Raw genomic sequence first — 24,717 nt, 5'->3', positions numbered from 1 at the left:
TCGTCTCGGATTGTTGAACGTTGGAAATTGACTGGGAATGCGCAGCGGCCTCGCCGGTCCAGCCCCCGGCCGGGCTGCACGCGGCGATATGGACTGCAGGGCGCTGGTCTTGAGCGGAAGACCGGATGACCGGATGACCGGAAGGCTTCCTATCGGCGTAGCCGACGAGCTGACGGCAGTCCTGAATTCCGACGATCCAGTGCATCTCGCACTCCCCAAGGCAAGGGCCCACCTCTGCGTACGACGCCCCGCATGTGACGGCCGGCATCCTGCTGGCGGGCATGCACATCTTGCTGGCCCTGCTCTGGTCGGGCGTACTCATCGCATGCGCCCAGGTGCTCCGCGACACCCTCCGGCGTCCCTCGGCCCGCCGGACACTCGACCGCGTCAGCGGCTCCGTCGTCGCCGGTTTCGGCGTGCGGCTCGCCCTCGGTGACCGAACGCGCCACCCGGCGGCAGGCCGGTTGCGTGGAGGGCGAGTTCCGCCCACACGGTCTTCTGGGGCGCGGGCCCGAGCGTGGCGCCCCAGCGGTCGGCGAGCGCCTCAACGAGGAGCAGCCCACGGCCGGACTCCGCGTCGAGTGATGGCGGGCGGCGGTGGGGCAGGCCGTCGGCCCGGGTGTCCGTCACCTCGACCCGCAGGACGCCCTCGCTGACGAGGAGTACGACCCGGAAGCTCCGGCCGGCCACCCGCCCGTGCGTGGCGGCGTTCGCGGCCAGCTCCGCGACGACCTGCGCGGCGGCCACCGTCACGCGGTACGGCACCTCGTACCGGGCCCTCAGCCACTCGACGGCAAGCAGCCGGGCGAGCCGCGCGCCACGCGGGGTGGCGGACAGCAGGACCCGGAAGTGGGCGCGGACAGCAGCGACTTGAGCGGCATCGATCTGGTTCACGTCACTGAGGCTGGCGGCCGCAGTGGGCGGTGAACAGTGACTGAGCCGATGCGTAGAGTCACTGTCCGGAGCTTGTCCACCGTTGTCCGGGCTGTCCGGACCCGTCGGCGGGGTAACGACGTCGCGGCACGAAGGCGCGGACAGAGGGGTGCGGGTATGTCGGTGGAGGAGCCCAGCTGGGAGGTCGACCCGGACGACGACTGGGGCGTCGCCGTCATCGCCACCGTGGGACGACAGGTGAAGCTGCGGCGGGAAGCGGTGGGAATGCGCGCCGCCGACTTCGGGATGGCCGTCGGCTACGGCGAAGACCTCGTCTACAAGATCGAGGGCGGGAAACGGATCCCCCGTCCCGAGTTCCTGGACAAGGCGGACGAGGTCCTGGGGGCGGGCGGCCTGCTCTCCGCCATGAAGGAGGACGTGGCGAAGGTCCGGTACCCGAAGAAGGTTCGGGATCTGGCGAAGATGGAGGCGCAGGCGGTGGAGATCGGCGTGTACGAGTGCAACATCGTCGCCGGTCTGTTGCAGACGCCTGAACACGCCAGGGCCGCGATCGAGGCGGCCCAGCCTCCGTACTCGCAGGACGACGTGGAACGCATGGTGGCCGCGCGGGTGGCCCGGCAGTCCGTGTTCGAGAGGGACCCCGCGCCCGCGCTCAGTTTCGTACTGGAAGAGGCTCCGCTGAGGCGCCCTCTCGGGGGCACAATGGTATGGCGACGGCAGCTCGAACGGGTGCTGGAGCTTGGCGGGTTGCGCAATGTCACGCTCCAGGTGATGCCGACGCACTGCGAGGTCCACTCCGGCCTGGACGGCAGAATCGAACTGTTGAAGTTCGACGACGGTCGGGCAGTGGCGCGCTCCGACGGGGCGTTCAACGGCCGGGCGGTTTCCGACCTGAAGCAACTCCGCATCCTGGAGCTGCGATATGGCACCATCCGAGCGCAGGCACTCCCACCACAGGAGTCGTTGGCCCTCATCGAGCAAATGTTGGGAGAAACATGATCCGCAAGGACTCTGCCGGGGACTTCTCCGAGCTGACGTGGTTCAAGAGCAGCTACAGCGGTGGCAACAACGGGGAGTCCTGCGTCGAGGTCGCCACTACCCCCGCCACCGTCCACATCCGCGACTCCAAGTGCCCCGACGGCCCCCGGCTCGCCCTCACCCCGACCGCGTGGGCGGGCTTCGTGTCGCACGCGTCGGGCACTTGACAGGCATCTGTGGCAACGCGATCCGCCGGGAGCCGTCCGTCGGTAACGCGTTGCCGGAGAAGCCCGCTCGCTACGCGGCCCCCAGTTCCCTGACCAGCGCCTCGACCAGGTGGTAGCCACCAGCCAGGTCCATCTCGGTCCGCTCGCGCAGCAGTTTGATCGCGGAGGTGCGGTCGTCGCGAGTCAGGAGTTCAGCCAGGGAGCTGACCAGCTCGGGGGCCTGCGCTTTGAGGGTGTCCAGCGCTTGGTTGTACGAGGTGGGCAGCTCGTAACCGTCGAGGAGGAGATCCAAAGCCGCCGCACCGGCGTGGAGCCCCAGACCGGAGCCCCGACGGAGACGGGAGATCGCCTTGGACGTACGCCCCTGGTGGGCGAGCGACCTGGCATCGTCCTGGTCTGTCCGGTTAACCGGTGTGATCAATACCGTTAGCTGTACCTTGCTCATGCTCATGCGGCTCCCCCTGTCAGCGGCAATGCTTCTTGATCAAGTCGATGCCGCAGGGACGTGCTTGTGCTCATTGGCGGCGCCCATCGGCACCAGTGCCGATGGCGAGAGCGGCTGTGGTGGTTACGGCGGTCAGTCTCAGCGACATAATGAGAGGTCGCTTGGTGGAGGTGTTCCCCATCTTCTTACTCCTGGTCAGGGCATCAGGGCGGGAAGGAGTGCGACTCCAATCGCTGCTGCAACGCGCGGAGTTGAGCCGACTGGTAGTGAACAGTCGATCACGACCCAACACCTTGGTGTATGACGGAACTCATAATTCCGCCTCAGATCTCACTCCAATGAACAGAATCAAACATAGGTGGCCGAGTTGACCGCAGGGCGCGGTCCAACGAGGGCGCGAGGGGTCGTAGTCGGCGATCCCGGTCAGAGCGGAGGAGCAGTGAAGTCACCGGGCGGAACTCGTGGTGGAAGCTGACAGGTCGTGCATCCCGACCAGGCCGAACTTCCCTCGCGGGTGGATACTTACCGTGTGCACGCCGTCATCCTTCACGGATCGATGCCCATGAGTTCCTGGTCAAACGGGGAGCCTGATGCATAACCGCACGGTCGGGGACGCCTGCGCACTGGCGTGGTTCAAGAGCAGCTACAGCAGCGGCAGCGAAGGCGACTCCTGCGTCGAGGTCGCCACCACCCCCGCCACCGTCCACGTCCGCGACTCCAAGTGCCCCGACGGCCCCCGGCTCGCCCTCACCCCGACCGCGTGGGCGGGCTTCGTGTCGTACGCGTCGGGCGCCTGACCGAACGTGTCGGCAACGCCCCTCCGCGCGGCAGCCGCACTCGGGCGGGGATCAGACAGTCATGTTCCTTGCCGAGCCCCGCATCCGGCCAGCAGTGCCTTCTCGCTTGCACCGGGCACGCTGACCGAGCTGGGACAGCCCGCCTCTGCGAGCCGAACATCGGCTCCGCGAAGAGGTCGCGGACAAGTGGCTCGTTGCTACTGGCGAAGGGCCGGAATGGTCCGCACGGTCCAAAAAGTCCTCCTCTCGTCGACTGGTCTGCCAAGCCAGTACCTCGCCGGGGTTCCGCAATGCGAGCTGACTTGCGGAGCCGTCGAAATCATTCGTCCAGCCCGTCACCTGCCCCGATGCGTGGGGCGAAGTCCTCCATGTATTCGCGGTGTTCCACCTGGATTGCGGAGTCCGGGATCTCCTTCAGAGGTGAGAGATCGGCGCCCTCCAGCTTCCCGCAGCCATCGAGATCGCTCAACGCGTGCAGAAGGGCCTCCAGGGCCACTCGGGAATCCTCGTGCGGGGTAAGCATGGCGATCAAGTCCCCCAGCACTCTGGCCTGGGTGCTGTTGAGCAGATTTACGAAATCCTGAACGCGGTCGCTGGCCTCTGTGCGCACTTCTTCGTCTGGACTCAGCAGCTCCCGAAGGAACTCGACGTAGTACTTATTTTCCATCTGTCCTAGTTCTGGATCAGTGCGGGTACGGTATCGGCAGGTGGCTGGGCCACGGAATATGGGTATCGTTGATTGCTGTCTCATTATAGTTTGGACTGTTTGGGTTTCCGATTTGGGCGTGGTAGAGGTTGCCTGCCTCGTCTTGGAACTGGCGCCCTATCTGAATCCGGTAGATGGGGCCGCTGCTGGCATTTGGCCCAGCGTGTGGGCCGAGGTCGGGCCCGTGGACACGCATACGCACCGTCTTACCCGTTACATCGTCCGTCCATTTCCACTTGATGCCGTGCTCGACACCGCCAGGGATTGCCTTCCAGGGTTCCTGTACGGCGTCTTTAGGGATAACGTCCAGCGGGTTCACATCACCGCGAAGATCCCAGCCTCCACCCTCGATCCGGGGCGGACAGGGCCCCAGCCCCAGCGGGTCGCTCCACGTATGCGGGTTGTCGACGTACGCCGCCGGGTTCGGAGCCGGGCTCAGGCCCAGGGGATCCTGCGTCAGGTACCGGGCCGACTCCGGGTCGTAGTAGCGGAAGTAGTTGTAGTGGAGGCCCGATTCCGGGTCGAAGTACTGGCCCGGGAAGCGGAGTGGGGTGTACGCCGTGGCGTCGCGGTTCCAGGTTGTGGTGCCCCAGAGGGTGGTGCGGGTGCGCCAGGCGAGGTTTCCTGACTCGTCGACGAGTTCGGTGGGGGTGCCGATCAGGTCGGTGACGATGGCGAAGAAGCGTTCGTCGTCCGTGTCGGTGCGGCGTTCCGTCTGGGTCAGGGGGCGCAGGCCCGCGTGGTCCCAGGTCAGGGTGACGTTCGCGGTGGTCTGCTCGCAGAGGGTGGAACCGTCCCAGGTGAAGTGGACGGTTTCCAGGGGGGATCGCTTGGATATTCGGCGGCCCAGGGGGTCGTAGGCGTAGCGCCAGACCGTTCCGTCCGGCGTCGTCACCGACGTCAGGCGGTCCTCGGCGTCCCATTCGTAGCGCCAGGTGTCCGGCTTCCGGGAGAGGCGGGTCTTCTGGCGCAGGACGACGCGGCCCTGGGCGTCGTGTTCGTAGCGGGCGCCGCCGGCGCGGGTGATGCGGGTGCCCTCGTAGGCACGGGAGCCCGTCGCGGCGTGGGCCGGGTGCGTGGAGGGCCAGTCCGCCTCCGTCTGGTTGCCCGCCTCGTCGTACGCGTACCGTTCCGTCCACTGGTCCGCCCGTACCGCGGTGACCCGGCCCGCGCCGTCGAGGTCGAAGCGGCGCGTGCCGGAGAGGCCGTCCGTGACGGAGACCAGACCGCCGTCGGGGCGGTAGCCGTACGCCCGGTGCTGGAGACGGCCGCCGCCCCGGGACGTGACGTCCTGCGCGGTCAGCCGGCTCGCCGCGTCGTACGACGACGTCAGCGACACGACGTCCGCGACCGTACGCTCGACCTCGCGCCCCAGCGTGTCGAAGGTGAAGGCGACATCGCGTCCCGACGCCGAGAGCCCCGTCCTGCGGCCCGCCGCGTCGTATGACCATGTGCTGACCGAACCGCCCGGCGTCGTCCGGCCCACCCGGCGGCCCAGCTCGTCGTACGTGAACGAGAGTGTCCGGCCGTTGACCGTCTCCGACTTGAGGCGGCCGTGGCGGTCTCGGAGGCGCTCCAGCCGTGCGTCCGGGCTCGTCGCCACCGCCAGTTCGTCGAAGACGTCGTACTCGTAGGTGCTGACCGCGCCCTCGGCGTCCTTGCGGACGATCCGGCCGAGCGCGTCGTGATCGAACCGGACCGTCTGCCCCAGGCCGTTCGTGCGGGAGGTCAGGCGGCCCGAGGCGTCGTGCGCGTACGTCAGGACGCGGCCGTCGAAGTCCGTTTCGCAGGCGAGGCGGCCGGCGGCGTCGTAGGTGTAGTCCCACGTCAGGCCCTGCGGGTTCGTCACCCGCGTCAGGCGGAGGTTCGTGTCGTGGGCGAATTCGTAGCGCACGCCGTCCGGGCCGGTGCGGGCCGTCAGGAGGTCGAAGTCCGTGTACGCGAACCGGGTCACCGCGCCCATCGCGTCGGTGTGGGTCAGGCAGTTGCCCTCGCCGTCGTACGTCCACGACTGCTCCGTGCCGTCCGGCTCGGTGCGCCGGGACAGCCTGCCCTCGACGGTCCATGCCAGGCGCGTCACCGAGCCGAGCGGGTCGGTGAGGGTGACCGGGCGGCCGAAGGCGTCGCGCTCGTAGCGGGACGTCGCACCGAGTGGGTCGGTGACGGCGACGGGGAGGCCGGCGCGGTCGCACCGCAGGGTGGTCGCGTGGCCGAGTGCGTCGGTCACGGAGACGAGGTGGCCTGCCGCGTCGTACGAGAAGCGGGTCGTGGCCCCGGCGGGGTCGGTGACCGACGTGCGGTTGCCCTTGTCGTCGTACGTGTGGCGCACCACCGTGCCGTCCGCGCTCCGCACCCGGACCGGCAGGCCCAGCGGGTTGTACTCGGCCGACACCGCGCGGCCGTCCGGTCTCACCACCTCGGTCGGCCGGCCCTGCTCGTCGTACGTGAAGCGGGTGACGTGGCCGAGCGGGTCCGTGCGGGACAGGAGACGGTTGTAGGGGTCGTACTCGGAGCGGACGACCGCGCCGAGGGGGTCGATCTCGCCGACGACCTGCACGCGGTCGTTGACGAGGAAGCGGGTCGTGTGGCCGAGGCCGTCGGTGACGGACGTCTGCCGCAGACCGGTCTCGGCGTCCGTGTCGTCCCAGGTGAACCGGGACTCCATGTGTCCGTTCGAGCCCGACTGGTACACGCAACGATGCCGCTCGTCGTAGACGTAGTCGAAGCGGCTGCCGTTGGTGTCGGTCCACGAGGTGATGCGCCCGTGTTCGTCGTAGCCGAAGGACAGCGGCAGGCCGGAGGAGTTGGTGACGGAGGTCAGGTGGCCGTCCGTGTAGCCGTAGCGGAGGATCTCCTGGTCGGTGCCGTCCGGGGCGGCGCCCGCCAGGCGGAGCGCGGTGACGCGGCCCTCGGCGGTGGTGAGCTTCAGGTGGTAGCCGCCGTGGTGCACGATCGAGGCCGGAGCGCCGGACTCGTCGTACTCGTAGGCGATCCAGCGGCCGTTGCGGTCGTCGAGCTGCGTCAGCAGGGCCACATCATCGGTGTGCTCGGTGAAGTGCCACACGCGGCCCGTGGCGGGGTCCGTGACGGTGTAGGTGTCCCGGTCGCGGTCCAGCGGCCAGCGGCGGCCGTGCGTGGGCATGACCGGTACGCCCGGGGCGGGGTGCGGGTAGGCCAGCAGGCTGCCGTCCTCGCAGACGAGGACGACGCCCTCCGCGTCGATCTCCAGGCGCTGGTCGACGGTGCTCGCCCACGCCGGGCCGAACCAGCGCCCCGCGCGGTAGGACGACTCGAAGGTGCGGGTGAACACCACGGGCAGTGAGCCCGGCAGGGTGATGTCCGTCTGCGGCAGGACCATCCGGCCCGTCGCCATGTCGACGGGGTCCCCACAGAGCTGCTTGTCGCACTCCTGGCGGTTCGTGTCGTTCGGGTCACCGTCGTGGGCGGCCTGACCCTTACCGCCACCGCCCTTCGCGTCGTCCAGGGCCTTGCGCGCCAGGGACCTGAGCCCGCCCGCTCCCTTGGTGCCGAGCACCTCCGGGAACAGGCGCCCGCCGAACTCGCTCGGGTCCTCCTGGAAGGTGTCCCACGCGCCCTTCAGTGCCCGGTCCGGGTGGGCGCCCGTCGAGACGAGCCCGGCGAGCGTCATGTTGACGTTCTCGTAGTACTCGGCCGGGTGCGTGCGGTTGTAGGGGTCGAGCGGGTTGACGGAGCGGACGAAGTTGGTGATGCCGATCGTGCCCTTCACCGCACCGCCGAGGAAGTGCGTCGCCTCCACGCCGTGGCCCAGTGCGAGGTCCATCACGCCGAGGCGGGCGCGCTCGGCGGCGGACTTCTCCGCGGGCGCGTGGGCGAGGGCTTCGGTGATGACCCGGTTGGCCGTCTCGGCGGCGTCGTCGCGCTGCCGGCGGGCGGCGTCGAGGATGCCCTGGGCCTGCTCGCGCAGGGCCTGGCCGGGGTCACGGAAGGGGCCCGGGTCCGGCAGCGGGGCGTCGGTGGTGCGGGCGTCGTCGTACGCCTTGACCTTCTTGCCGTGCTCGTCGCCGGCCTTCCGCGAGACCTCGTTGCCCTGCTTGAACAGGGCGATCGCCTCCCGGGCCATGCCCTGCGCGGCGGTCACCGTCGCGGCGTACGCCGTCAGGGCCGTGGCGGCGGCCTCGAAGGCGTCCGCCGCGTGCAGCCAGTCCGTGGGCAGGAACGCGAACTTCGTCCGGAAGGTGTCGGCGGCCTCGCCCTTCCAGGGGCCGGAGTCGACGCTCTTCAGGCCCGAGCCGACCATGTTGAAGGCGGTGGCGAAGTCACGCAGGTTGTCCGCGCTCGCGGTGATCTTCGAGGCGCGGCCGTGGACCAGTTCCTCGGCCTCCTCGCTCTGGCCGAGCTGCTTCTCGCCGACGTCCGCGCCCAGCGCGGAGGCCGCGCTGTCGCCCCAGTCGGTGACCGCGTCCGCCACACCTTCGGCGCCCGCGTGGTCGAGGACGTCCCCGACCACGTCGGTGCCCTTGTCGATGCCCGTGCCGACGATCTTCTCGCCGGCCTCCCAGGCGTCCCCCAGTCTGCCCAGCCAGTCCGTCACCGCTCGTTCCCCCACACCGGCTGCTCCGCGCGCTCGATCGCCTCCTGGGAGGGGTCGAACGTCTCGCGCATCCGCTCGTCCAGGGCCTCACGCGCCAACGGGTCGAGGGAGCCGTTGCTCTCCATCGAGTCCAGCAGCGCGTCCTCGACGTCGTAGCCGGTGTCCTTCCACGTCTGCTTGACGTTCTCGTTCGCGGCCGCCATGGACTCCAGGCTGTAGTCCGGGTTGTCGGTCGCCTTCTGCGACCGGATCTCGTCCCAGTCCTTGGCCTTCACCTCGTCCTCGGTGAGGTGGGGGTTGCCGTTGAACCCGTTCACCGCGATCTTGATGCTGTCCTTGATGTACAGCTCCTGCTCGTGGAACGCCCCCGCCGAAAGGCCGAGACCGACGGCGAAGGCGTTGCCGCGCTGCATCAGGTCGCGCACGCCCCATTCCCAGCGCTCACAGAACGTCCGGAAACCGGCTGCCAGGCCCGGGTGTCCCAGTTCCAGACCGGACAGGGCCAGCTCCGAGAAGCCACGGCCCGCGGTCGCCTCGCCGATCATGCCGAGGTCCTTCAGCTCCTCGTGCGCCTTGTCGATGCCCGCCGCGATCAGCGCCAGGGCGGCCCGCGAGGCGGCGAGGTCGGGATCGGTGCCCGTCATCGCGCGGCCTCCAGGTCCACGGCCGCCTGCTCCAGGTCCACGGCCGCCGAGTCCGGCACGACACCCCGTACCGGCGGGAACAGCACGCCGTCGTCGCCGCCCGCGTCCAGCGCCACCCCGGCCGGGACGCCCAGCTTCGGCACCAGCACGTCCAGCAGGCGCGCTCCCAGCACCGTCCGGTACTCCCACTCACGGCCGCCCTCGCCGCGCGCGTACGCGAACCGCGCCAGCGTCTCCTGGTTCGTGAACGCGCAAATCCACCGGACGCCGCCCTGATCGGCCGTCCAGAGGCTGCCGTACGGATCGATCGGCACCAGCACCGCGGTGCGCCGGAACTCGCCCAGCAGGACCGCGAACTCGCGCCGTGCCTGCTCCGCACGAACGTCCGCCGACCCCGTCGGCTCCGCAATGACTTCCCCACCCCATGTCACGGCAGAGATCATCACACGTACAGATTTTCGACTGCAACGAGGTAAGGGAGAACGGCCGAAATGCTGTGGACCCGGTGCGACAGGACCGCCGCACCTCCAGAAGAGGGGCGGCGGTCCTGGCGTACGCGGGGAGGAAGGGCGTCAGTCCTTCTTCGGGTCCTCCAGGCGCGGGAAGAGCACCGCGCCCTTCGTCACCGTGGCGCCCGCGGGCAGCCGGCCCCAGGTGGCGGCGGACTGCACCGGCTGGTAGGCCAGGGCGCCCAGGGACGGCTCGGCGCCCAGGGAGTCCCAGAGGGCCTGGGAGGTCTCCGGCATGACCGGGTTCAGCAGGACCGCCACCGCGCGGAGGGACTCGGCGGCCGTGTAGAGGATCGTCGCCAGGCGGGCGCGGCCCTCGTCGGAGTCGTCCTTCGCGACCTTCCAGGGCTCCTGCTCCGTGATGTAGCCGTTGACCTGCTTCACGAAGTCGAAGATCGCCAGGATGCCGGCCTGGAAGTCCAGCTCCTCGCCGATCTTGCGGTCGGCCTCGGCGACCGCCTTGGCCAGGCTGTCGTGGATGGCCTTCTCGGCGTCGCCGTCGGCGGCCGAGGCCGGCAGGGCGCCGTCGAAGTACTTGCCGACCATCGCCGCCACGCGCGACGCGAGGTTGCCGTAGTCGTTCGCCAGCTCGGAGGTGTAGCGGGCGGTGAAGTCCTCCCACGAGAACGAGCCGTCACTGCCGAAGGCGATCGCCCGCAGGAAGTACCAGCGGTAGGCGTCCACGCCGAAGTGCGAGGTCAGGTCCTGCGGCTTGATGCCGGTCAGGTTCGACTTCGACATCTTCTCGCCACCGACCATCAGCCAGCCGTTGGCCGCGACCTTGCCGGGCACCGGCAGGCCCTGCGCCATCAGCATGGCCGGCCAGATCACCGCGTGGAAGCGCAGGATGTCCTTGCCGACCAGGTGCACGTTCGCCGGGAACGTCTCGTCGAACTTCTCCTGGTTCGATCCGTAGCCGACGGCCGTCGCGTAGTTCAGGAGCGCGTCGACCCACACGTAGATGACGTGCTTGTCGTCCCACGGGACCGGGACGCCCCAGTCGAAGGTCGACCGCGAGATCGACAGGTCCTGAAGGCCCTGCCTGACGAAGTTCAGGACCTCGTTGCGGGCCGACTCGGGCTGGATGAAGTCCGGGTTCGCCTCGTAGAACTCCAGCAGCTTCGGGCCGTACTCGCTCAGCTTGAAGAAGTAGTTCTCCTCCTTGAGGATCTCCACCGGCTTCTTGTGGACCGGGCAGAGCTTCACGCCCTGCTCGTCCTCGATCAGGTCGCCGGGGAGCTTGTACTCCTCGCAGCCCACGCAGTACGGGCCCTCGTACCCGCCCTTGTAGATCTCGCCCTTGTCGTACAGGTCCTGCACGAACTCCTTCACACGGTCCGTGTGCCGCTTCTCCGTCGTACGGATGAAGTCGTCGTTCGCGATGTTCAGGTGCTCCCAGAGGGGCTTCCAGGCCTCCTCGACGAGCTTGTCGCACCACTCCTGCGGAGTGACGCCGTTCGCGTCGGCCGTGCGCATGATCTTCTGACCGTGCTCGTCCGTGCCGGTGAGGTACCACACCTTCTCGCCGCGCTGACGGTGCCAGCGGGTGAGCACGTCGCCTGCGACGGTCGTGTAGGCGTGGCCCAGGTGAGGAGCGTCGTTGACGTAGTAAATGGGGGTCGAGACGTAGTACGCCTTCGTCCCCTGCTTCTCGGATCCAGTGGCCGCCATGGTCGAAATCCTATCCGGCCGCGGAAGCTGCCCTCACCTCCGTTTCACGGGCGGAGACGACGGCGCCCGCCCCGGCCGGGACGGGCGCCACGCGCGCGTGTGGGTTCCTCGCGGTCCCTACGCGACGGTCCAGGACGCCAGGACCTCGCGGAAGAACGTCGTGTGCGGTACGTCACGGGGCGCCGGGCCCGCGTGGAAGAAGCCGGCGTTCGGCGCCTCCAGCTTGCGCAGGTAGTCGAACGCCTTCGCGTCCTCCTCGCCGAACGCCACGAACTGCCAGAACACGTTCCCCGCGCTCTCCGCGGCATCGGCCAGCGCCTGCGTGGCCGCCGTCCTCGACTCGGGCGCCCCGTCCGTCTGGAACAGCACCAGCGCGGGCCGGTCCGCCGCGTCCGACTTCCCGTGGTGGTCCAGCACCTCGCGGACGGCGCAGTCGTAGTTCGTACGCCCCATCCGGCCGAGCGCGCCGTGCAGGGCCTCGATCCTGCCGTCGACGTCGTCGAGGGTCACCTCGCCGGTGCCGTCGACCTCGGTCGAGAAGAAGACGACCGGGACGGTGGCCCTCTCGTCGACGTGCGCGGCCAGGGCCAGCGCCTGCTCGGCGAGGTGCTGCGCGCTGCCGTCCTTGTAGTACGGACGCATCGACCCCGAACGGTCGAGGACCAGGTACACGGTCGCCCGGGTGCCCACCAGCCCCCGCTTGCGGAGCGCCGCCCCCGCCGCCTTGTACGCCTCGGCCAGCTGGGGCGCCCTGCCCTTGACCCGGGCGGCGGTGAGCGCGGGCTTGCCCGGGTTGTCGGAGGTGGTCTGCTCGGTCGGCTCGGCCTGCTCGGTGGCGGGGGCGGTGGCGGTTTCGGTGGCCGGTTCCGCCTCGGCCTGCGGCTCGGCCTGCGCCTCGGCTTCCGCTGCCGGCTCCTCGGCTGGGGCGGCGGGCTCGGGCTCGGGTTGCGGTTCGGCGGCGGGCTCCTCGGGCTCGGCCTGCGCGGCGGGCTCGGGCTGCGGTTCGGCGGCGGGCTCCTCGGCCGGGGCTTCGGCCTGCGGCTCGGGCTCGGTGACCGGTTCGGGCTCCTCGGCCGCCGGCTCGGGCTCCTCGGCCGCCGGCTCGGGCTTCTGCGCCGCCTGCTCCGGTTCGGGCTCGGCTTCCTGCGCCGCCGGCTCGGGCACCTCGGCCGCCGGGGCGGGCTCCGCCTCGCGGGCCGCCGGGACCGAGGGGCGGCGGGCCGGGGGGTTGTCGAACGACGCCGCCACCAGCTCCGCCGCCGTCTGCTCGGCCGACGACGCCGGCGACGACTGGGACGGGACCGTCGCCGTGGGCTCCTCCGGGGGCACCTCGCGTTCCGTCTGGGGCGGGACGGACGCGGCTGCCGTCTCGTCGAGCTCCGCACGGTCGCGTCCAAACACCTTGCGCAGCAAGCTCCGAATGCCCATGGGCGAGGCCTTTCGCATGTGGGGTGCCGTGTATGTCCGTACTGCTAGGAATCATCCCTGGCCAGGGCGGACACGTAAGGTTAGCCGCCCCGTGTGCCGGGAGAAGGCAAGGGGCAATCGCGTCAACCCCACCCCGGACGTGCCGCATTCATCCACCGTTCACTCCACCGCCGCCGACCTGCACATCCGCGCGCCTAACGTCACCGCCGGACCGATTCCCGACACCATGTCGGCGCAGGCTGCGCCGGAGGAGGACGACGTGCGCAAGCTGCTGCCGCTGCTGAGCACCAACCCGCACGGAGGCGGCCGTTCCGCCCTCACCTGCCGTTACCGGTGTGGTGACGCCTGCTTCCACGAGGTGCCCAACACCAGCGACAACGAGTACGCCGGCGACGTCATAGCCGGTGCCCTGTCGCGCCGTTCCCTGATGCGCGCCACCGCGGTCGTCACCGTGGCCACCGCCGCGGGCGGCGCCGTCGTCGCCCAGGCGGCGGGCGGGCCGGAGGCGGTCGCCGCCACGCCCGGCGGGCACGTGAAGCACGGCAGGAGCGACGGCGCCCGGGGCCTGCGCTTCGCGCCCGTCGCGCCCAACAAGGACGACAAGGTCACCGTCCCCGACGGCTACGCGCAGAGCGTCGTCATCCGCTGGGGCGAACCCATCCTGCGCGGCGCGCCCGCCTTCGACCCGGACAAGCAGACCGCCAGGGCGCAGGCCGGGCAGTTCGGGTACAACAACGACTTCCTGTCCCTGCTGCCGCTCAAGGGCGAGCGCGGGCGCCAGGTGCTGGTGGCGAACCACGAGTACACGGACGAGATGCTGATGTTCAAGGGGTACGACCCCGAGAACCCGACGCGTGAGCAGGCCGAGATCGCCTGGGCCGCGCACGGCCTGTCCGTGGTCGTCGTCCAGGAGGAGCACCGCACCGGGAAGCTCACCCCGGTCACCCGCCACCCGCTCAACCGCCGCCTCACCGCGACCAGCGTCTTCGAGCTGACCGGCCCGGCGGCCGGCAGCCCGCTGCTGCGCACCTCCGCCGACCCGGCCGGCCGCAAGGTCCTCGGCACGCTCAACAACTGCGCCGGCGGCACCACCCCGTGGGGCACCACGCTGCACGGCGAGGAGAACTTCAACCAGTACTTCGCCAACGGGTCGTCCGTCACCGACAAGCGGTACGGCCTCGGCAGCGGCGCCACCGAGCGCAAGTGGGAGCGGTTCGACAAGCGCTTCGACGCCAAGCAGGAGCCCAACGAGTCGCACCGCTTCGGCTGGGTCGTCGAGCTCGACCCGTACGACCCGGACTCCACGCCCCGCAAGCGCACCGCGCTCGGCCGCTTCAAGCACGAGGCCGCCCAGCCGCGGCTGACCGCCGACGGCCGGCCGGTCGTCTACATGGGCGACGACGAGCGCTTCGACTACTTCTACAAGTTCGTGTCGTCCAGGCGCATGATGAAGGGGAACTCGCGCCGGGCCCGCGAGCACAACCTCACCCTCCTCGACGAGGGCACCCTGTACGTCGCCAAGCTCACCGGCGACAGCCCGCAGGACGTCGACGGCACCGGCAAGCTGCCCAACGACGGCGAGTTCGACGGCAGCGGCCACTGGATCCCGCTCGCCACCGGCGACGAGTCCCACGTCCCCGGCATGACCGCCGACGAGGTGTACGTCTTCACCCGCCTCGCCGGTGACAAGGTCGGCGCCACCAAGATGGACCGCCCCGAGGACGTCGAGCCCTCCCCGCGCACCGGCCGGGTGTACGTCGCGCTGACGAACAACTCCGACCGCGGCAAGCCGGGCAAGGCGGGCGCCGACGAGGCCAACCCGCGCAACCTGAACAAGCACGGCCAGGTCCTGGAGCTCGCCGAGCACTGGGACGACCCGGCGTCCGACGGCTTCGCCTGGCGGCTGTTCCTCGTCGCGGGTGACCCGGAGGACCCGGCGACCTACTTCGCGGGCTACCCCAAGGAGAGGGTCAGCCCCATCTCCTGCCCCGACAACGTGGCCTTCGACCCGTACGGCAACCTGTGGCTGTCCACGGACGGCAACCAGCTCGGCTCGCACGACGGCCTGTTCGGCGTCGCGACGCACGGCGAACGGCGCGGTGAGCTGAAGCAGTTCCTGACCGTGCCGACCGGCGCCGAGACGTGCGGCCCGATCATCCAGGAGCGCCGCGTCCTCGTCGCCGTACAGCACCCGGGCGAGGTCGACGGGGCGTCGGTGGAGAAGCCGGCGTCGCACTGGCCCGACGGTCCGGGCAGGATCGTCCGCCCGTCGGTCGTCGCCGTGTACCGCAAGGACGGCCGCGACATCGGGGTCTGACGCAGGGAGGTCACGAGGTGGCGCGGCCGTCCCCGCGCCACCTCGTGAACTGTTCCGCCGGCTCCCCCGTGTACGCCCACGGCACCCACGACGCCCGCGCCTCCAGCAACCCGAACAGCTCCCCGTACACATCGCGGAGCCCCGCCCAGCAGGCGGCGTGCGTCAGGTAGTTCAGCGGCTCGACCTCCTCCGGGCGCACCGGCCCCGGTGGCCGCCCGCCGAGCCACCGCTCCAGCGTCCGCCGCACCTCCGTGGCCGCCAGCTCGTGCTTCCAGTGCTGGTCGAAGCCGCGCACCGGCCCCCGGCCCCGGCCCGCGTCCACGACGTACCGGTACTCCTCCACCCGCGCGATCTGCACCAGCACCGGCAGCGGCGACCCGGGCGGCGCCGCCCCCGCCGCGTCCCGCGCGAAGTCGTACATCGAGCCGTGCGTGCCGTGCCACCGCGCCGACCAGTACCGCATCACCTGCACATGGCCCTCCAGGTTGTACGGGTCGCGCCGCCGCAGCTCGTCCCACCAGCGCCGCAGCTCCGCCCGCCCCACCCCGCCCTCGTACAGCCGGGCCACCGTCAGCAGCGACACCCACGGCATGGGGTCGGCCGGCCGGGCGTCGGCGGCGCACAGGCAGGCCATGACGGTGGCGTCGAGTCGCCCCCGGTCCACGGTGGCACCGCGCCCGGCCGCGATGGCCTGGTTGAAGACCCGTACGACCTCGGTGGCCGCGCGCAGCACCGCCGCGTCCGGGTCGTCGGGCTCGGCCGCCCGCCACGCCTCGACGGCGGTGCTGTCGGCCGCCGCGTGCGCCAGCAGCCTGAGCCGGTGCGTGCGCAGGGCCCAGTCGCCCCGGGCGGGGCCGCCGGCGGTGCGGTCGGCACCGGTGCCGCGCAGCAGGTCGCGTACGCCCTGCCAGCGCCCGATAACGATGTCGTGGCGGGCGCGGCTGAGCGCCCGGTCCCCGAAGTCCGGGTCGAAGTCCGGCGCGAAACGTGTGGAGCGGCGGCTGCGGCGTACGGCCATTCCCTGTTCCCCCGTCGAAAGCGCGGTGCTGGATCCCGTCGCGTGGTTAGAAGTCGGTCGCCAGCGTTTCGTTCCCGTCGGCGCGGTGATGACGCCCGTGCGGCGGCGCGGATCCGTCGTAGGGGTCCGCGGCCGCCAGCGCGCGGACCGCGTCCAGCCGCGCCGGGCGGTAGTACGCGCTTCCCTTGCGCCAGTACCAGACCATCGGCACGATCCCGGCCGCCAGTCCGCCCAGTCCGATGACGACCGCCGCGTCGGTGAGCGCGCCCAGCGACTCGAAGAAGATCCAGAACATGAAGGCCGCACCGGCCAGCGGCCACGCGCCGCCCAGCACGAAGTCCCGTACGGAGCGCAGCAGCGTGCCCCGGTAGGCCACCACGGCGGCGAGGCCCGCCAGCCCGTAGTAGAACGTGATCTGGAGCCCCATCGCGGTGACCGCGCTGCCCAGGATGGAGCCCACCGGGCCGAGTGCCGTCGCCGCCGCGAACAGCAGCAGCGCCACCGCGCCCACCCCGGCGACCGCCACCCACGGGGTGTTCCAGCGGCGGTGCACCGCGCCGAGCGCGGCCGGCAGCGTCCGGTCCCGGCCCATCGCGAACAGCGAGCGGGTGACCTGGATCAGGGTGGTCTCCAGGGTGGCGACACTGGACAGCAGCACCGCGACGATCAGCAGCTTGCCACCGAAGCCGGGCCAGACGGCGTCTCCGAGCAGCGCGAGGACGTTCGCGCCGCCCGCGCCGACGTCCCCGGCCGACAGGACGACGTTGACGGCGATGGTGAAGGCCTCGAAGAGGAGGAAGACGACCAGCATGCCGACCAGCGCCGCGAACCCGGCCGTGCGCCGGCTGTCGCGGGTCTCCTCGCTCAGGTTGCTGGTGACGTCCCAGCCCCAGTAGTAGAAGGCGGCGATCAGCGCGCCGGAGGCGAAGCCCGACACCCCGTCGAAGTGCCCGAACCCGAGCCAGGACCAGTCGAAGGCGGCCGCCGCGCCCCGGTGCAGCACCACACCCGCGATGAACAGCAGCAGGATGACCAACTCCACTCCCGTCATGAGGAGTTGGGCCCGTACGGTGAGCCGGGCGCCGCCCAGGACGACCAGCAGCATCATCAGGAACCAGCCGGCGCCGACGGCGGTGGCCAGCCCCGTGTCCCCGGCGTGGCCGGGCGCGAGGAGCGCGAGCGTCAGCTGACCGGCCGGCAGCGAACCGGCCACCATGAAGAGCGTCGCCGCGACGATCAGCGCCCAGCCGGACAGGAAGCCCAGCGCGGGGTGGAGGGTCCGGCCGACCCAGGAGTAGCTGGCGCCCGCGTTGACGTCGATGCGGCCGAGGCGGCTGAACGCCAGCACGATGCCCAGCATGGGGATGGCGCAGTACAGCAGCGCGGCGGGCGCGGCCAGGCCGACGGTTCCGACGAGTACGGCGCTGGTGGCGGCCAGCGAGTAGGCCGGCGCGCTGCCCGCGACGGCCATCACGACCGTGTCGAACGTGCCGAGGACATTGGGCTGGAGCCCCCGCCCGGGCGGCCGCCGCGGGGCGTTGCCGAAAGCCCCGCTGGAAGCCTTGCTTGAGCTGCTGCGCATGGCGAATGTCCTTGTATGGCACGGCATATGGCGGTGGAGCAGGAGCGGACCGCGTTCGCCGCGGGATGGGGCGGCACGCGCGGGTCGTGCGCATCGTAGTCGGGCGGACGCGGTGCGATCACGGCAGCCGGAAGGATGACGTCCGGAATGTGACGGGCCCGGCTCCCGTTCAGGGCCGGGCGTGCAGGACGAGGTCGGTGAGCAGCGCGCGGTGGTCGCTGCCGGGCAGGTCGAGGAAGCGGGCGCCGCGCACCGTGAAGGCGTCGCTGACCAGCACGTGGTCGATCTGCGCGTACGGCGGTACCGCCGCGTCCCGCGGCCAGGAGCCGGTCCGGGCGGCGCCGGCGAGGCGGGCCGCGTCGTGGAGGTCGCCGGAGTCGAGGAGGGAGCGGAACGCGGCGTGGTCCTGGGTGGCGTTGAAGTCGCCGGCGAGGACGAGGGGGCGGCCCGGTCGCCGGTCGCCGGCGGCCCCGCGGGTGGCCGCGTGCCGGGCGGCGAACTCGCGCAGGACGCCGAGTTCACGCTGCCACGGGCCGACCCGGCCGGGGAGGGGTGGCTGCGGGTGGGCGAGCCGCAGCGTGACGTCCGTGCCGCCGACGCGGACCGTGGCGCCCGGCATGCCCATGGACGTGCCGGGCAGGGCGGGTTCGGGGGTCAGGGGGAGGGCGCCGAGGATGACGGATCCGGCCGGCCCGGCGGCGGCGACGTGGGCGCCGTACGGGTGGCGGGCGGACAGCCGCCGGGCGCAGGCCGGGTCGCACTCGGTGACGAAGAGCAGGTCGGGGCGCTCGCGCCGGACGAGGGCCGCCAGCGCGTCGGTGGCCTCGCCGAACCGGACGTTGGCGGCGAGGACCCGCAGCTCGCCGGTGACGGGGCCCCGGGCGGGGGTGGCGGCGGGCCCGTACGGCTGGACGAACCACAGCGTCACCGCGAGCACCGCGCCCGCCCAGGCGGCCGACAGCGGCCTGCGGGCGGGCAGGAGCACCAGCAGGGCGAGCCCGGCGGGGACGGCGAGCCACGGCAGCAGGGCGAGGAGCTGGGGGACGGGCGTGACGGCGTCGGTGTCCAGCAGCCGGCATCCGGCGACGGCGGTGGGGGCGACGAGGAGCAGCCGGGCGGCCCACGCGGCGGCCCGGTGGAGCGGTTGCGAGGTGTGCGTACCGGCCAAGCCGTCACCTTCTCACGCCGGGGCGCCGCCCCGCGCCGCGGCTGATCCACTTGCCGGTCGCCGGTGGCGGGTGTGCCCTGGAGTAAGCCAGTGGAAGGAGTGCGCCATGGCCGCACACGTCACGCTGCCCGGCCGGCACCGCCGCACCGGGGAACGGGCGACCCGCCCGCACGTACACCGGTCCGGCCTCGCCGTGCTCGCGGTGTGCGCCGTCCTCTACGGCCTGTACGCCGAGGTCGTCGTCCGGCACGGTGACGGCCCGTTCACCGGCGGGCAGGCGGTGCTCGCCGTGGTGAGCATGGTGGGCTTCGGCCTGCTCTGGTTCGCCTTCCTCCTGTTCCGCCGCGCCCTGCCGCGCGAACTCCGGGCGGCGGCCTTCGGCCTGCTCGTCGGCATCAGCGTCGGCTTCCTCTACAGCCTGTCCGGGAACAGCGTCCTCACCGTGGCGGTGGTCTCGCTGGTCGTGGCGGCGGGCTCGGCGCTGGCGGCGTTCTACGTGTACTACACGCACGAGACCCCGGCGCGCGTGTAGGCCGGGAGCCCCGACGGGCCGGGGCGGGGGCGGGTGCGGGTGCGCGAAAACCGGTGGCGCGGCCCGGGCGGCGGCCGGAGACTGGGGGGATCATTTCCGTGGATCCGCTGGATCCGTCCCGCAAGGACAGTGACGATGACGAGCACGGATCTGGCCATCGAGACGAACGCCCTCGTGAAGGTCTTCGGCGACAACCGGGCGGTGGACGGCATCGACCTGCGGGTGCCCGCGGGCACCGTGTACGGCGTCCTGGGGCCCAACGGCGCCGGGAAGACGACCGCCGTGAAGATGCTGGCGACGCTGCTGCGGCCGGACGGCGGGGAGGCGCGCGTCTTCGGCCTGGACGTGGTGCGGGACGCCGACGCGGTGCGCGGGCGGGTCAGCCTGACGGGACAGTACGCGTCGGTCGACGAGGACCTGACGGGCACCGAGAACCTGGTGCTGCTGGGGCGGCTCCTCGGGCACGGGAAGCGGGCCGCGCGGGAGCGGTCCGCGCAGTTGCTGGAGGCGTTCGGGCTGTCCGACGCGGCCGACCGGCAGGTCAAGAACTACTCGGGCGGCATGCGGCGCCGTATCGACATCGCCGCGTCCATCCTCAACACGCCGGACCTCCTCTTCCTCGACGAGCCGACGACCGGCCTGGACCCGCGCAGCCGCAACCAGGTGTGGGACATCGTCCGCGCGGTCGTCGCCCAGGGCACGACCGTGCTGCTGACGACGCAGTACCTGGACGAGGCCGACCAACTGGCCTCGCGGATCGCGGTGATCGACCACGGCAGGGTCATCGCCGAGGGCACGAAGGGCGAGCTGAAGGCGTCGGTGGGCTCCGGTTCGGTGCACGTGCGGCTCCGTGAGCCGGGGCAGCGGGCGGAGGCGGAGCGGGTGCTGACGACCGCGCTGCGGGCGAGCGTGCAGCTCGACCCCGACCCGGTGGCGCTGACCGCGACGGTCGACGGGCACGGTTCGGAGCTGGGCGCGGCGGAGCAGGCGGCCCGGGCGCTGGCGGAGCTCGCGCGGGCGGGCATCACGGTGGACAACTTCGCGCTGGGCCAGCCGAGTCTGGACGAGGTGTTCCTGGCGCTCACCGACCGCACGGCCGGCGGCCAGAACGGTCAGGGTGGCCGCACGGCCGGCGGCGGGAACGGGCAGGGCAGCGGAAACGGCGAGGAGATCACCGTATGAGCACCGTCACCGACGACGCGACCTTCACCGGCCCCCGCACCGAGGACCTGGCGGCCCTGCTGGTCGCCGGTGAACGCCCACCGCGCCCCAGCGCGCTCTCGGCGTCCCTGACCTTCGGCTGGCGCGCCATGCTGAAGATCAAGCACGTGCCGGAGCAGCTCTTCGACGTCACCGCCTTCCCGATCATGATGGTGCTGATGTACGCGTACCTCTTCGGGGGCGCGCTGGCCGGGTCGGTGTCGGAGTACATCCAGTTCCTGCTGCCCGGCATCCTGACCCTGAGCGTCGTGATGATCACGATGTACACGGGCGTCTCGGTCAACACGGACATCACCAAGGGCGTCTTCGACCGCTTCCGCACGCTGCCGATCTGGCGGCCCGCGCCGATGGTCGGCTACCTCCTCGGCGACGTGGTCCGGTACCTGATCGCGTCGGCCGTGATGCTCGCCGTCGGCCTGCTCATCGGCTACCGGCCGCACGGCGGGGTCGTCGGCGTGCTGGCCGGTGTGCTGCTGCTGCTCGTCTTCTCGTTCGCGTTCTCGTGGATCTGGACGATGTTCGGCCTGATGCTGCGCAGCGAGAAGTCCGTGATGGGCGTCAGCATGATGGTGATCTTTCCGCTGACGTTCCTGAGCAACATCTTCGTCGACCCGCGCACGATGCCGGGCTGGCTCCAGGCGTTCGTCAACAACAGCCCGGTCACCCACCTGGCGACCGCGGTCCGCGAGCTGATGGCGGGCAACTGGCCGGCCGCCGACATCGCCTGGTCGCTCGGCTGGTCCGCGCTGTTCGTCGTGGTCTTCGGCGCGGTGACGATGCGGCTGTACAACCGCAGGTAGCGCCGGTCCGGGGCCGGGGGGCGGGCCGGGGCGCGGCGCGACCGGCCGGTAGGGTCCAGGCCGTGAGCAGCCCCGCCCCCGTCTTCGCCGCCCCGCCGCCCGTGACCGTCGTCGGCATCGGCGCGGACGGCTGGCCCGGGCTCCCCGAGACCTCCCGGGCCGCCCTGCGCACCGCCGACGCCGTCATCGGCGGCGAACGGCAACTCGCCCTCGTGCCGCCGGAGTGCGGCGCCGAGCGCGTCGCCTGGCCGTCCCCGCTGCGGCCCGCCGTGCCCGCCCTGCTGGCCGAGCACACTCGCGGCGGGCGCCGGGTCGCCGTCCTCGCCAGTGGCGACCCCATGTTCTACGGCATCGGCCGCGCCCTCGCCGAGACGGTGGGCCCCGAGCGGCTGCGCGTCCTGCCGCACCCGTCGTCCGTCTCGTACGCGTGCGCCCGCCTCGGCCGGCCGCTGGAGGACACCGAGACCGTCACGCTCGTCGGGCGCCCCCTGGCGTCGCTGGCGGCGGCCCTGCACGACGGGCGGCACCTGCTGGTGCTGAGCGCCGGCGCGGCGACCCCCGGCGAGGTCGCCGGCCTGCTGCGCGACCGGGGCTTCGGGCCCAGCCGCCTCACCGTCCTCGAACAGCTGGGGTCCGACCGCGAACGCCGGCTGACCGGCACCGCCGACGACTGGCCCCACCCGCCGGGCGACCCGCTGAACGTCATCGCCGTCGACTGCGTCCGCTCGGGCGACGCGCTGCGGCTCGGGGCCGTGCCCGGGCTGCCCGACGCGGCGTACGAGAACGACGGCCAGCTCACCAAGCGGCACGTGCGTGCCGCGACGCTCGCCGCGCTGGCGCCCGCGCCCGGCGAACTGCTGTGGGACATCGGCGGCGGCTCCGGTTCGATCGGCATCGAGTGGATGCGGACGCACCGCACCTGCCGGGCCGTCACGGTGGAGCGGTCGCCCGAGCGCGCGGCCCGCATCGCCCGCAACGCCGCCGCCCTCGGCGTACCCGCCCTGGAGGTGGTCACCGCCGCCGCCCCCGCCGGGCTGGCGAAACTCGCCGCGCCCGACGCGGTGTTCATCGGCGGCGGGCTGACCGCGCCCGGTCTGCTGGACGCCTGCTGGGCGGCCCTGCGGCCGGGTGGGCGGCTGGTCGCCAACACGGTGACCCTCGAATCGGAGGCGCTGCTCGCCGACCGGTACCGGCGCCACGGCGGCGAACTGGTCCGGCTCGCCGTCGCGCACGCCGTCCCCGTGGGCGGCTTCACCGGCTGGCGCCAGGCCATGCCGGTCACGCAATGGTCCGTAACGAAACCCCAGGCAGGCTGAGAATGACCGTCTACTTCATCGGGGCGGGCCCCGGCGCCGCCGATCTGATCACCGTGCGCGGTGCCCGCACCCTCGCCTCCTGCCGGGTGTGCCTGTACGCCGGGTCACTCGTGCCGCGCGAGCTGCTCGCCGAGTGCCCGCCGGACGCCCGGCTCGTCGACACCGCCCGCCTCGACCTGGACGCGATCACCGCCGAGCTGGTCCGCGCGCACGAGGCGGGCCACGACGTGGCCCGCCTCCACTCGGGCGACCCGTCGGTGTTCAGCGCGGTCGCCGAACAGATGCGGCGCCTGGACGCGGCGGGCGTCCCGTACGAGGTCGTGCCGGGCGTCCCGGCGTTCGCGGCCGCGGCCGCCGCGCTGAAGCGGGAGCTGACCGTCCCGACCGTGGGCCAGACGGTCATCCTGACCCGGATCGCCGAGCAGGCCACGGCCATGCCGGAGGGCGAGGACCTGGCGACCCTGGGCCGCAGCGGTGCCCTGCTGGTGCTGCACCTGGCGGCCCGGTACGTCGACCGCGTCGTCGCCGAGCTGACCCCGCACTACGGCGCCGACTGCCCGGCCGCCGTGGTCGCGATGGCCAGCCGCCCCGACGAGGTCGTCCTGCGCGGCACCCTCGCCGACATCGCCGCCGCCACCAAGGACGCCGGCATCACCCGCACGGCGGTCATCCTCGTCGGCCGCACGCTGGCGGCGACCCAGTTCCGTGACAGCCACCTGTACTCGCCGGAGCGGGACCGTCACGTCTGCTGAGGGCCCCGGGGCTCGCTGCGGCCCACCACGGTGCCGGCGCGGTCGACGCACACCACGTCGACGGTGACGGGCGCGCCGCGCAGCACCGCGAGGGCCTCGTCGCGGGCGGTCGCGGCGACCAGGTCGCCCAGCGGCACCCCGGCCGCGGTGCACAGCTGGAGCGCGGCCAGCCCCGTGTTGGCCGCCGCGACCTCGGCGGTCAGCTCCTCGTCCGCGCCGCCCCGGCGGGCCAGCTCCGCGAGGAAGCCCTTGTCGACCTGGGAGCGCGCCGAGTGCAGGTCCAGGTGCCCGGCCGCGAGCTTGGACAGCTTCGCGAAGCCGCCGCAGACGGTGAGCCGGTCGACCGGGTGCCTGCGGACGTACTTCAGCACCGCGCCCGCGAAGTCGCCCATGTCCAGCAGGGCGTCCTCGGGCAGCCCGTACAGGGCGGTGACGGTCCGCTCGGACGTCGAGCCGGTGCACCCGGCGACATGGCGGCGGCCCGCCGCCCGCGCCACGTCGACACCGCGCCGGATGGAGTCGATCCACGCCGAGCACGAGTACGGCACCACGACCCCGGTCGTCCCCAGGATCGACAGGCCGCCGAGGATCCCGAGGCGCGGGTTCCACGTGGAGCGGGCGATCTCCTCGCCGTGGTCGACGGACACGGTGATCTCGACGTCCCCGGTGCCGCCGTGCTCCGCCGCGACCCGGGCGACGTGCTCGCGCATCAGCTGCCGGGGCACCGGGTTGATCGCGGGCTCGCCCACCTCCAGCGGCAGCCCGGGCCGGGTGACCGTGCCGACGCCGGGGCCCGCGCGGAAGACGACGCCGGTACCGGCCGGGAGGAGCCGGACGGCGGCCCGGACCAGCGCCCCGTGGGTGACGTCGGGGTCGTCGCCGGCGTCCTTGACGATCCCGGCCATGGCGTACCCGCCCGTCAGGGGTTCCGCCACCAGCTCCTCCGCCGCCAGCGCGAACGCCGGGGTCTGCCCCTTCGGCAGGGTGATCGTCACCGGGTCGGGGAAGTCGCCGGTCAGCAGGGCCGTGTACGCGGCGGTCGTCGCCGCCGTCGCGCACGCCCCGGTCGTCCAGCCGGACCGCAGACCGGTGTGCTTGAGTTGGGCGCTGCGCCCCCCGCCCGCCCCCGCAGTCATGGA

The 24,717-nt window shown here is 72.0% G+C and carries 21 protein-coding genes; 9 read left to right on the top strand and 12 right to left on the bottom strand.

Annotated elements, in window-relative coordinates; all coding sequences use genetic code 11:
- Positions 1-387: 387 nt before the first annotated feature.
- A complete protein-coding gene (locus EIZ62_RS15595; RefSeq protein WP_156693276.1) occupies positions 388-894 on the bottom strand; it encodes an ATP-binding protein in 507 nt (168 codons plus the stop codon).
- Positions 895-1,050: 156 nt separating this feature from the next.
- Here EIZ62_RS15595 and EIZ62_RS15590 point away from each other — a divergent pair, with 156 nt between their 5' ends.
- Positions 1,051-1,893 carry a helix-turn-helix domain-containing protein gene (locus EIZ62_RS15590; RefSeq protein WP_156693275.1) on the top strand — a complete coding sequence of 281 codons (843 nt, stop codon included), beginning with the start codon at positions 1,051-1,053 and terminating at the stop codon, positions 1,891-1,893.
- A complete protein-coding gene (locus tag EIZ62_RS15585) occupies positions 1,890-2,099 on the top strand; it encodes a DUF397 domain-containing protein (protein WP_156693274.1) in 210 nt (69 codons plus the stop codon). The genes EIZ62_RS15590 and EIZ62_RS15585 overlap by 4 nt, the downstream gene beginning before the upstream one ends.
- 70 nt (positions 2,100-2,169) lie before the next feature.
- On the opposite strand, the gene EIZ62_RS15580 is transcribed toward EIZ62_RS15585, so the two are convergent.
- A complete protein-coding gene (locus tag EIZ62_RS15580) occupies positions 2,170-2,391 on the bottom strand; it encodes a hypothetical protein (protein WP_156693273.1) in 222 nt (73 codons plus the stop codon).
- A 743-nt stretch (positions 2,392-3,134) separates the two neighbouring features.
- Here EIZ62_RS15580 and EIZ62_RS15575 point away from each other — a divergent pair.
- Positions 3,135-3,341, top strand: a complete 207-nt coding sequence (locus EIZ62_RS15575; protein ID WP_208827931.1) for a DUF397 domain-containing protein — start codon at positions 3,135-3,137, stop codon at positions 3,339-3,341.
- Positions 3,342-3,660: 319 nt separating this feature from the next.
- Here EIZ62_RS15575 and EIZ62_RS15570 read toward each other — a convergent pair whose 3' ends face one another.
- The 6 genes from EIZ62_RS15570 to EIZ62_RS15545 all read right to left on the bottom strand — a co-directional run bounded on the left by EIZ62_RS15570 (position 3,661) and on the right by EIZ62_RS15545 (position 12,872).
- The gene (locus EIZ62_RS15570; RefSeq protein ID WP_156693271.1) at positions 3,661-4,008 is read right to left on the bottom strand and encodes a hypothetical protein; all 348 of its coding nucleotides are present in this window, start codon (positions 4,006-4,008) and stop codon (positions 3,661-3,663) included.
- Between the two features lie 16 nt (positions 4,009-4,024).
- On the bottom strand, positions 4,025-8,620 hold the full coding sequence (locus tag EIZ62_RS15565) for a putative T7SS-secreted protein (RefSeq protein WP_156693270.1): 4,596 nt from the start codon (positions 8,618-8,620) through the stop codon (positions 4,025-4,027).
- Complete coding sequence (locus tag EIZ62_RS15560) at positions 8,617-9,264, bottom strand: hypothetical protein (RefSeq protein WP_156693269.1); 648 nt, start codon at positions 9,262-9,264, stop codon at positions 8,617-8,619. The genes EIZ62_RS15565 and EIZ62_RS15560 overlap by 4 nt, the downstream gene beginning before the upstream one ends.
- A complete protein-coding gene (locus tag EIZ62_RS15555; protein WP_425281823.1) occupies positions 9,261-9,707 on the bottom strand; it encodes an SseB family protein in 447 nt (148 codons plus the stop codon). Before EIZ62_RS15555 ends, EIZ62_RS15560 begins: the two co-directional genes overlap by 4 nt.
- Before the next feature lie 129 nt (positions 9,708-9,836).
- On the bottom strand, positions 9,837-11,444 hold the full coding sequence (gene metG, locus EIZ62_RS15550) for a methionine--tRNA ligase (RefSeq protein ID WP_156693268.1): 1,608 nt from the start codon (positions 11,442-11,444) through the stop codon (positions 9,837-9,839).
- A gap of 117 nt (positions 11,445-11,561) precedes the next feature.
- Complete coding sequence (locus tag EIZ62_RS15545; RefSeq protein ID WP_208827929.1) at positions 11,562-12,872, bottom strand: VWA domain-containing protein; 1,311 nt, start codon at positions 12,870-12,872, stop codon at positions 11,562-11,564.
- A 259-nt stretch (positions 12,873-13,131) separates the two neighbouring features.
- Here EIZ62_RS15545 and EIZ62_RS15540 point away from each other — a divergent pair, with 259 nt between their 5' ends.
- The gene (locus EIZ62_RS15540) at positions 13,132-15,189 is read left to right on the top strand and encodes a PhoX family protein (protein WP_156696418.1); all 2,058 of its coding nucleotides are present in this window, start codon (positions 13,132-13,134) and stop codon (positions 15,187-15,189) included.
- A gap of 10 nt (positions 15,190-15,199) precedes the next feature.
- Here EIZ62_RS15540 and EIZ62_RS15535 read toward each other — a convergent pair whose 3' ends face one another.
- From EIZ62_RS15535 to EIZ62_RS15525, 3 genes are all read right to left on the bottom strand, one after another.
- Positions 15,200-16,207, bottom strand: coding sequence for a hypothetical protein (locus tag EIZ62_RS15535; RefSeq protein WP_156693267.1), 1,008 nt, complete (start codon positions 16,205-16,207; stop codon positions 15,200-15,202).
- A gap of 46 nt (positions 16,208-16,253) precedes the next feature.
- Complete coding sequence (locus EIZ62_RS15530; protein ID WP_156693266.1) at positions 16,254-17,789, bottom strand: APC family permease; 1,536 nt, start codon at positions 17,787-17,789, stop codon at positions 16,254-16,256.
- Between the two features lie 169 nt (positions 17,790-17,958).
- Positions 17,959-18,957 carry an endonuclease/exonuclease/phosphatase family protein gene (locus tag EIZ62_RS15525; RefSeq protein WP_156693265.1) on the bottom strand — a complete coding sequence of 333 codons (999 nt, stop codon included), beginning with the start codon at positions 18,955-18,957 and terminating at the stop codon, positions 17,959-17,961.
- Between the two features lie 106 nt (positions 18,958-19,063).
- Here EIZ62_RS15525 and EIZ62_RS15520 point away from each other — a divergent pair, with 106 nt between their 5' ends.
- The 5 genes from EIZ62_RS15520 (at position 19,064) to cobM (ending at position 23,578) form a co-directional block, all read left to right on the top strand.
- Positions 19,064-19,489 (top strand): hypothetical protein, encoded by a 426-nt coding sequence (locus tag EIZ62_RS15520; RefSeq protein WP_156693264.1) that lies wholly within the window; start codon positions 19,064-19,066, stop codon positions 19,487-19,489.
- 135 nt (positions 19,490-19,624) lie between these two features.
- Positions 19,625-20,671: an ATP-binding cassette domain-containing protein gene (locus EIZ62_RS15515; protein ID WP_244375721.1), complete on the top strand. Its 1,047-nt coding sequence runs from the start codon at positions 19,625-19,627 to the stop codon at positions 20,669-20,671.
- Positions 20,668-21,510, top strand: a complete 843-nt coding sequence (locus EIZ62_RS15510) for an ABC transporter permease (RefSeq protein WP_156693263.1) — start codon at positions 20,668-20,670, stop codon at positions 21,508-21,510. The genes EIZ62_RS15515 and EIZ62_RS15510 overlap by 4 nt, the downstream gene beginning before the upstream one ends.
- Positions 21,511-21,572: 62 nt before the next feature.
- A complete protein-coding gene (gene cbiE, locus EIZ62_RS15505; RefSeq protein WP_156693262.1) occupies positions 21,573-22,826 on the top strand; it encodes a precorrin-6y C5,15-methyltransferase (decarboxylating) subunit CbiE in 1,254 nt (417 codons plus the stop codon).
- A 2-nt stretch (positions 22,827-22,828) separates the two neighbouring features.
- A complete protein-coding gene (cobM, locus tag EIZ62_RS15500; protein WP_156693261.1) occupies positions 22,829-23,578 on the top strand; it encodes a precorrin-4 C(11)-methyltransferase in 750 nt (249 codons plus the stop codon).
- Here cobM and EIZ62_RS15495 read toward each other — a convergent pair.
- Complete coding sequence (locus EIZ62_RS15495; RefSeq protein WP_156693260.1) at positions 23,566-24,714, bottom strand: cobalt-precorrin-5B (C(1))-methyltransferase; 1,149 nt, start codon at positions 24,712-24,714, stop codon at positions 23,566-23,568. The two genes, cobM and EIZ62_RS15495, sit on opposite strands and share 13 nt — an antisense overlap.
- Positions 24,715-24,717: the final 3 nt, after the last annotated feature.

Source organism: Streptomyces ficellus (assembly GCF_009739905.1).
Lineage (GTDB): Bacteria > Actinomycetota > Actinomycetes > Streptomycetales > Streptomycetaceae > Streptomyces > Streptomyces ficellus_A.
The sequence above is the reverse complement of the archived record's forward strand: the minus strand, read 5'-3'. Positions and strand labels throughout refer to the sequence as shown.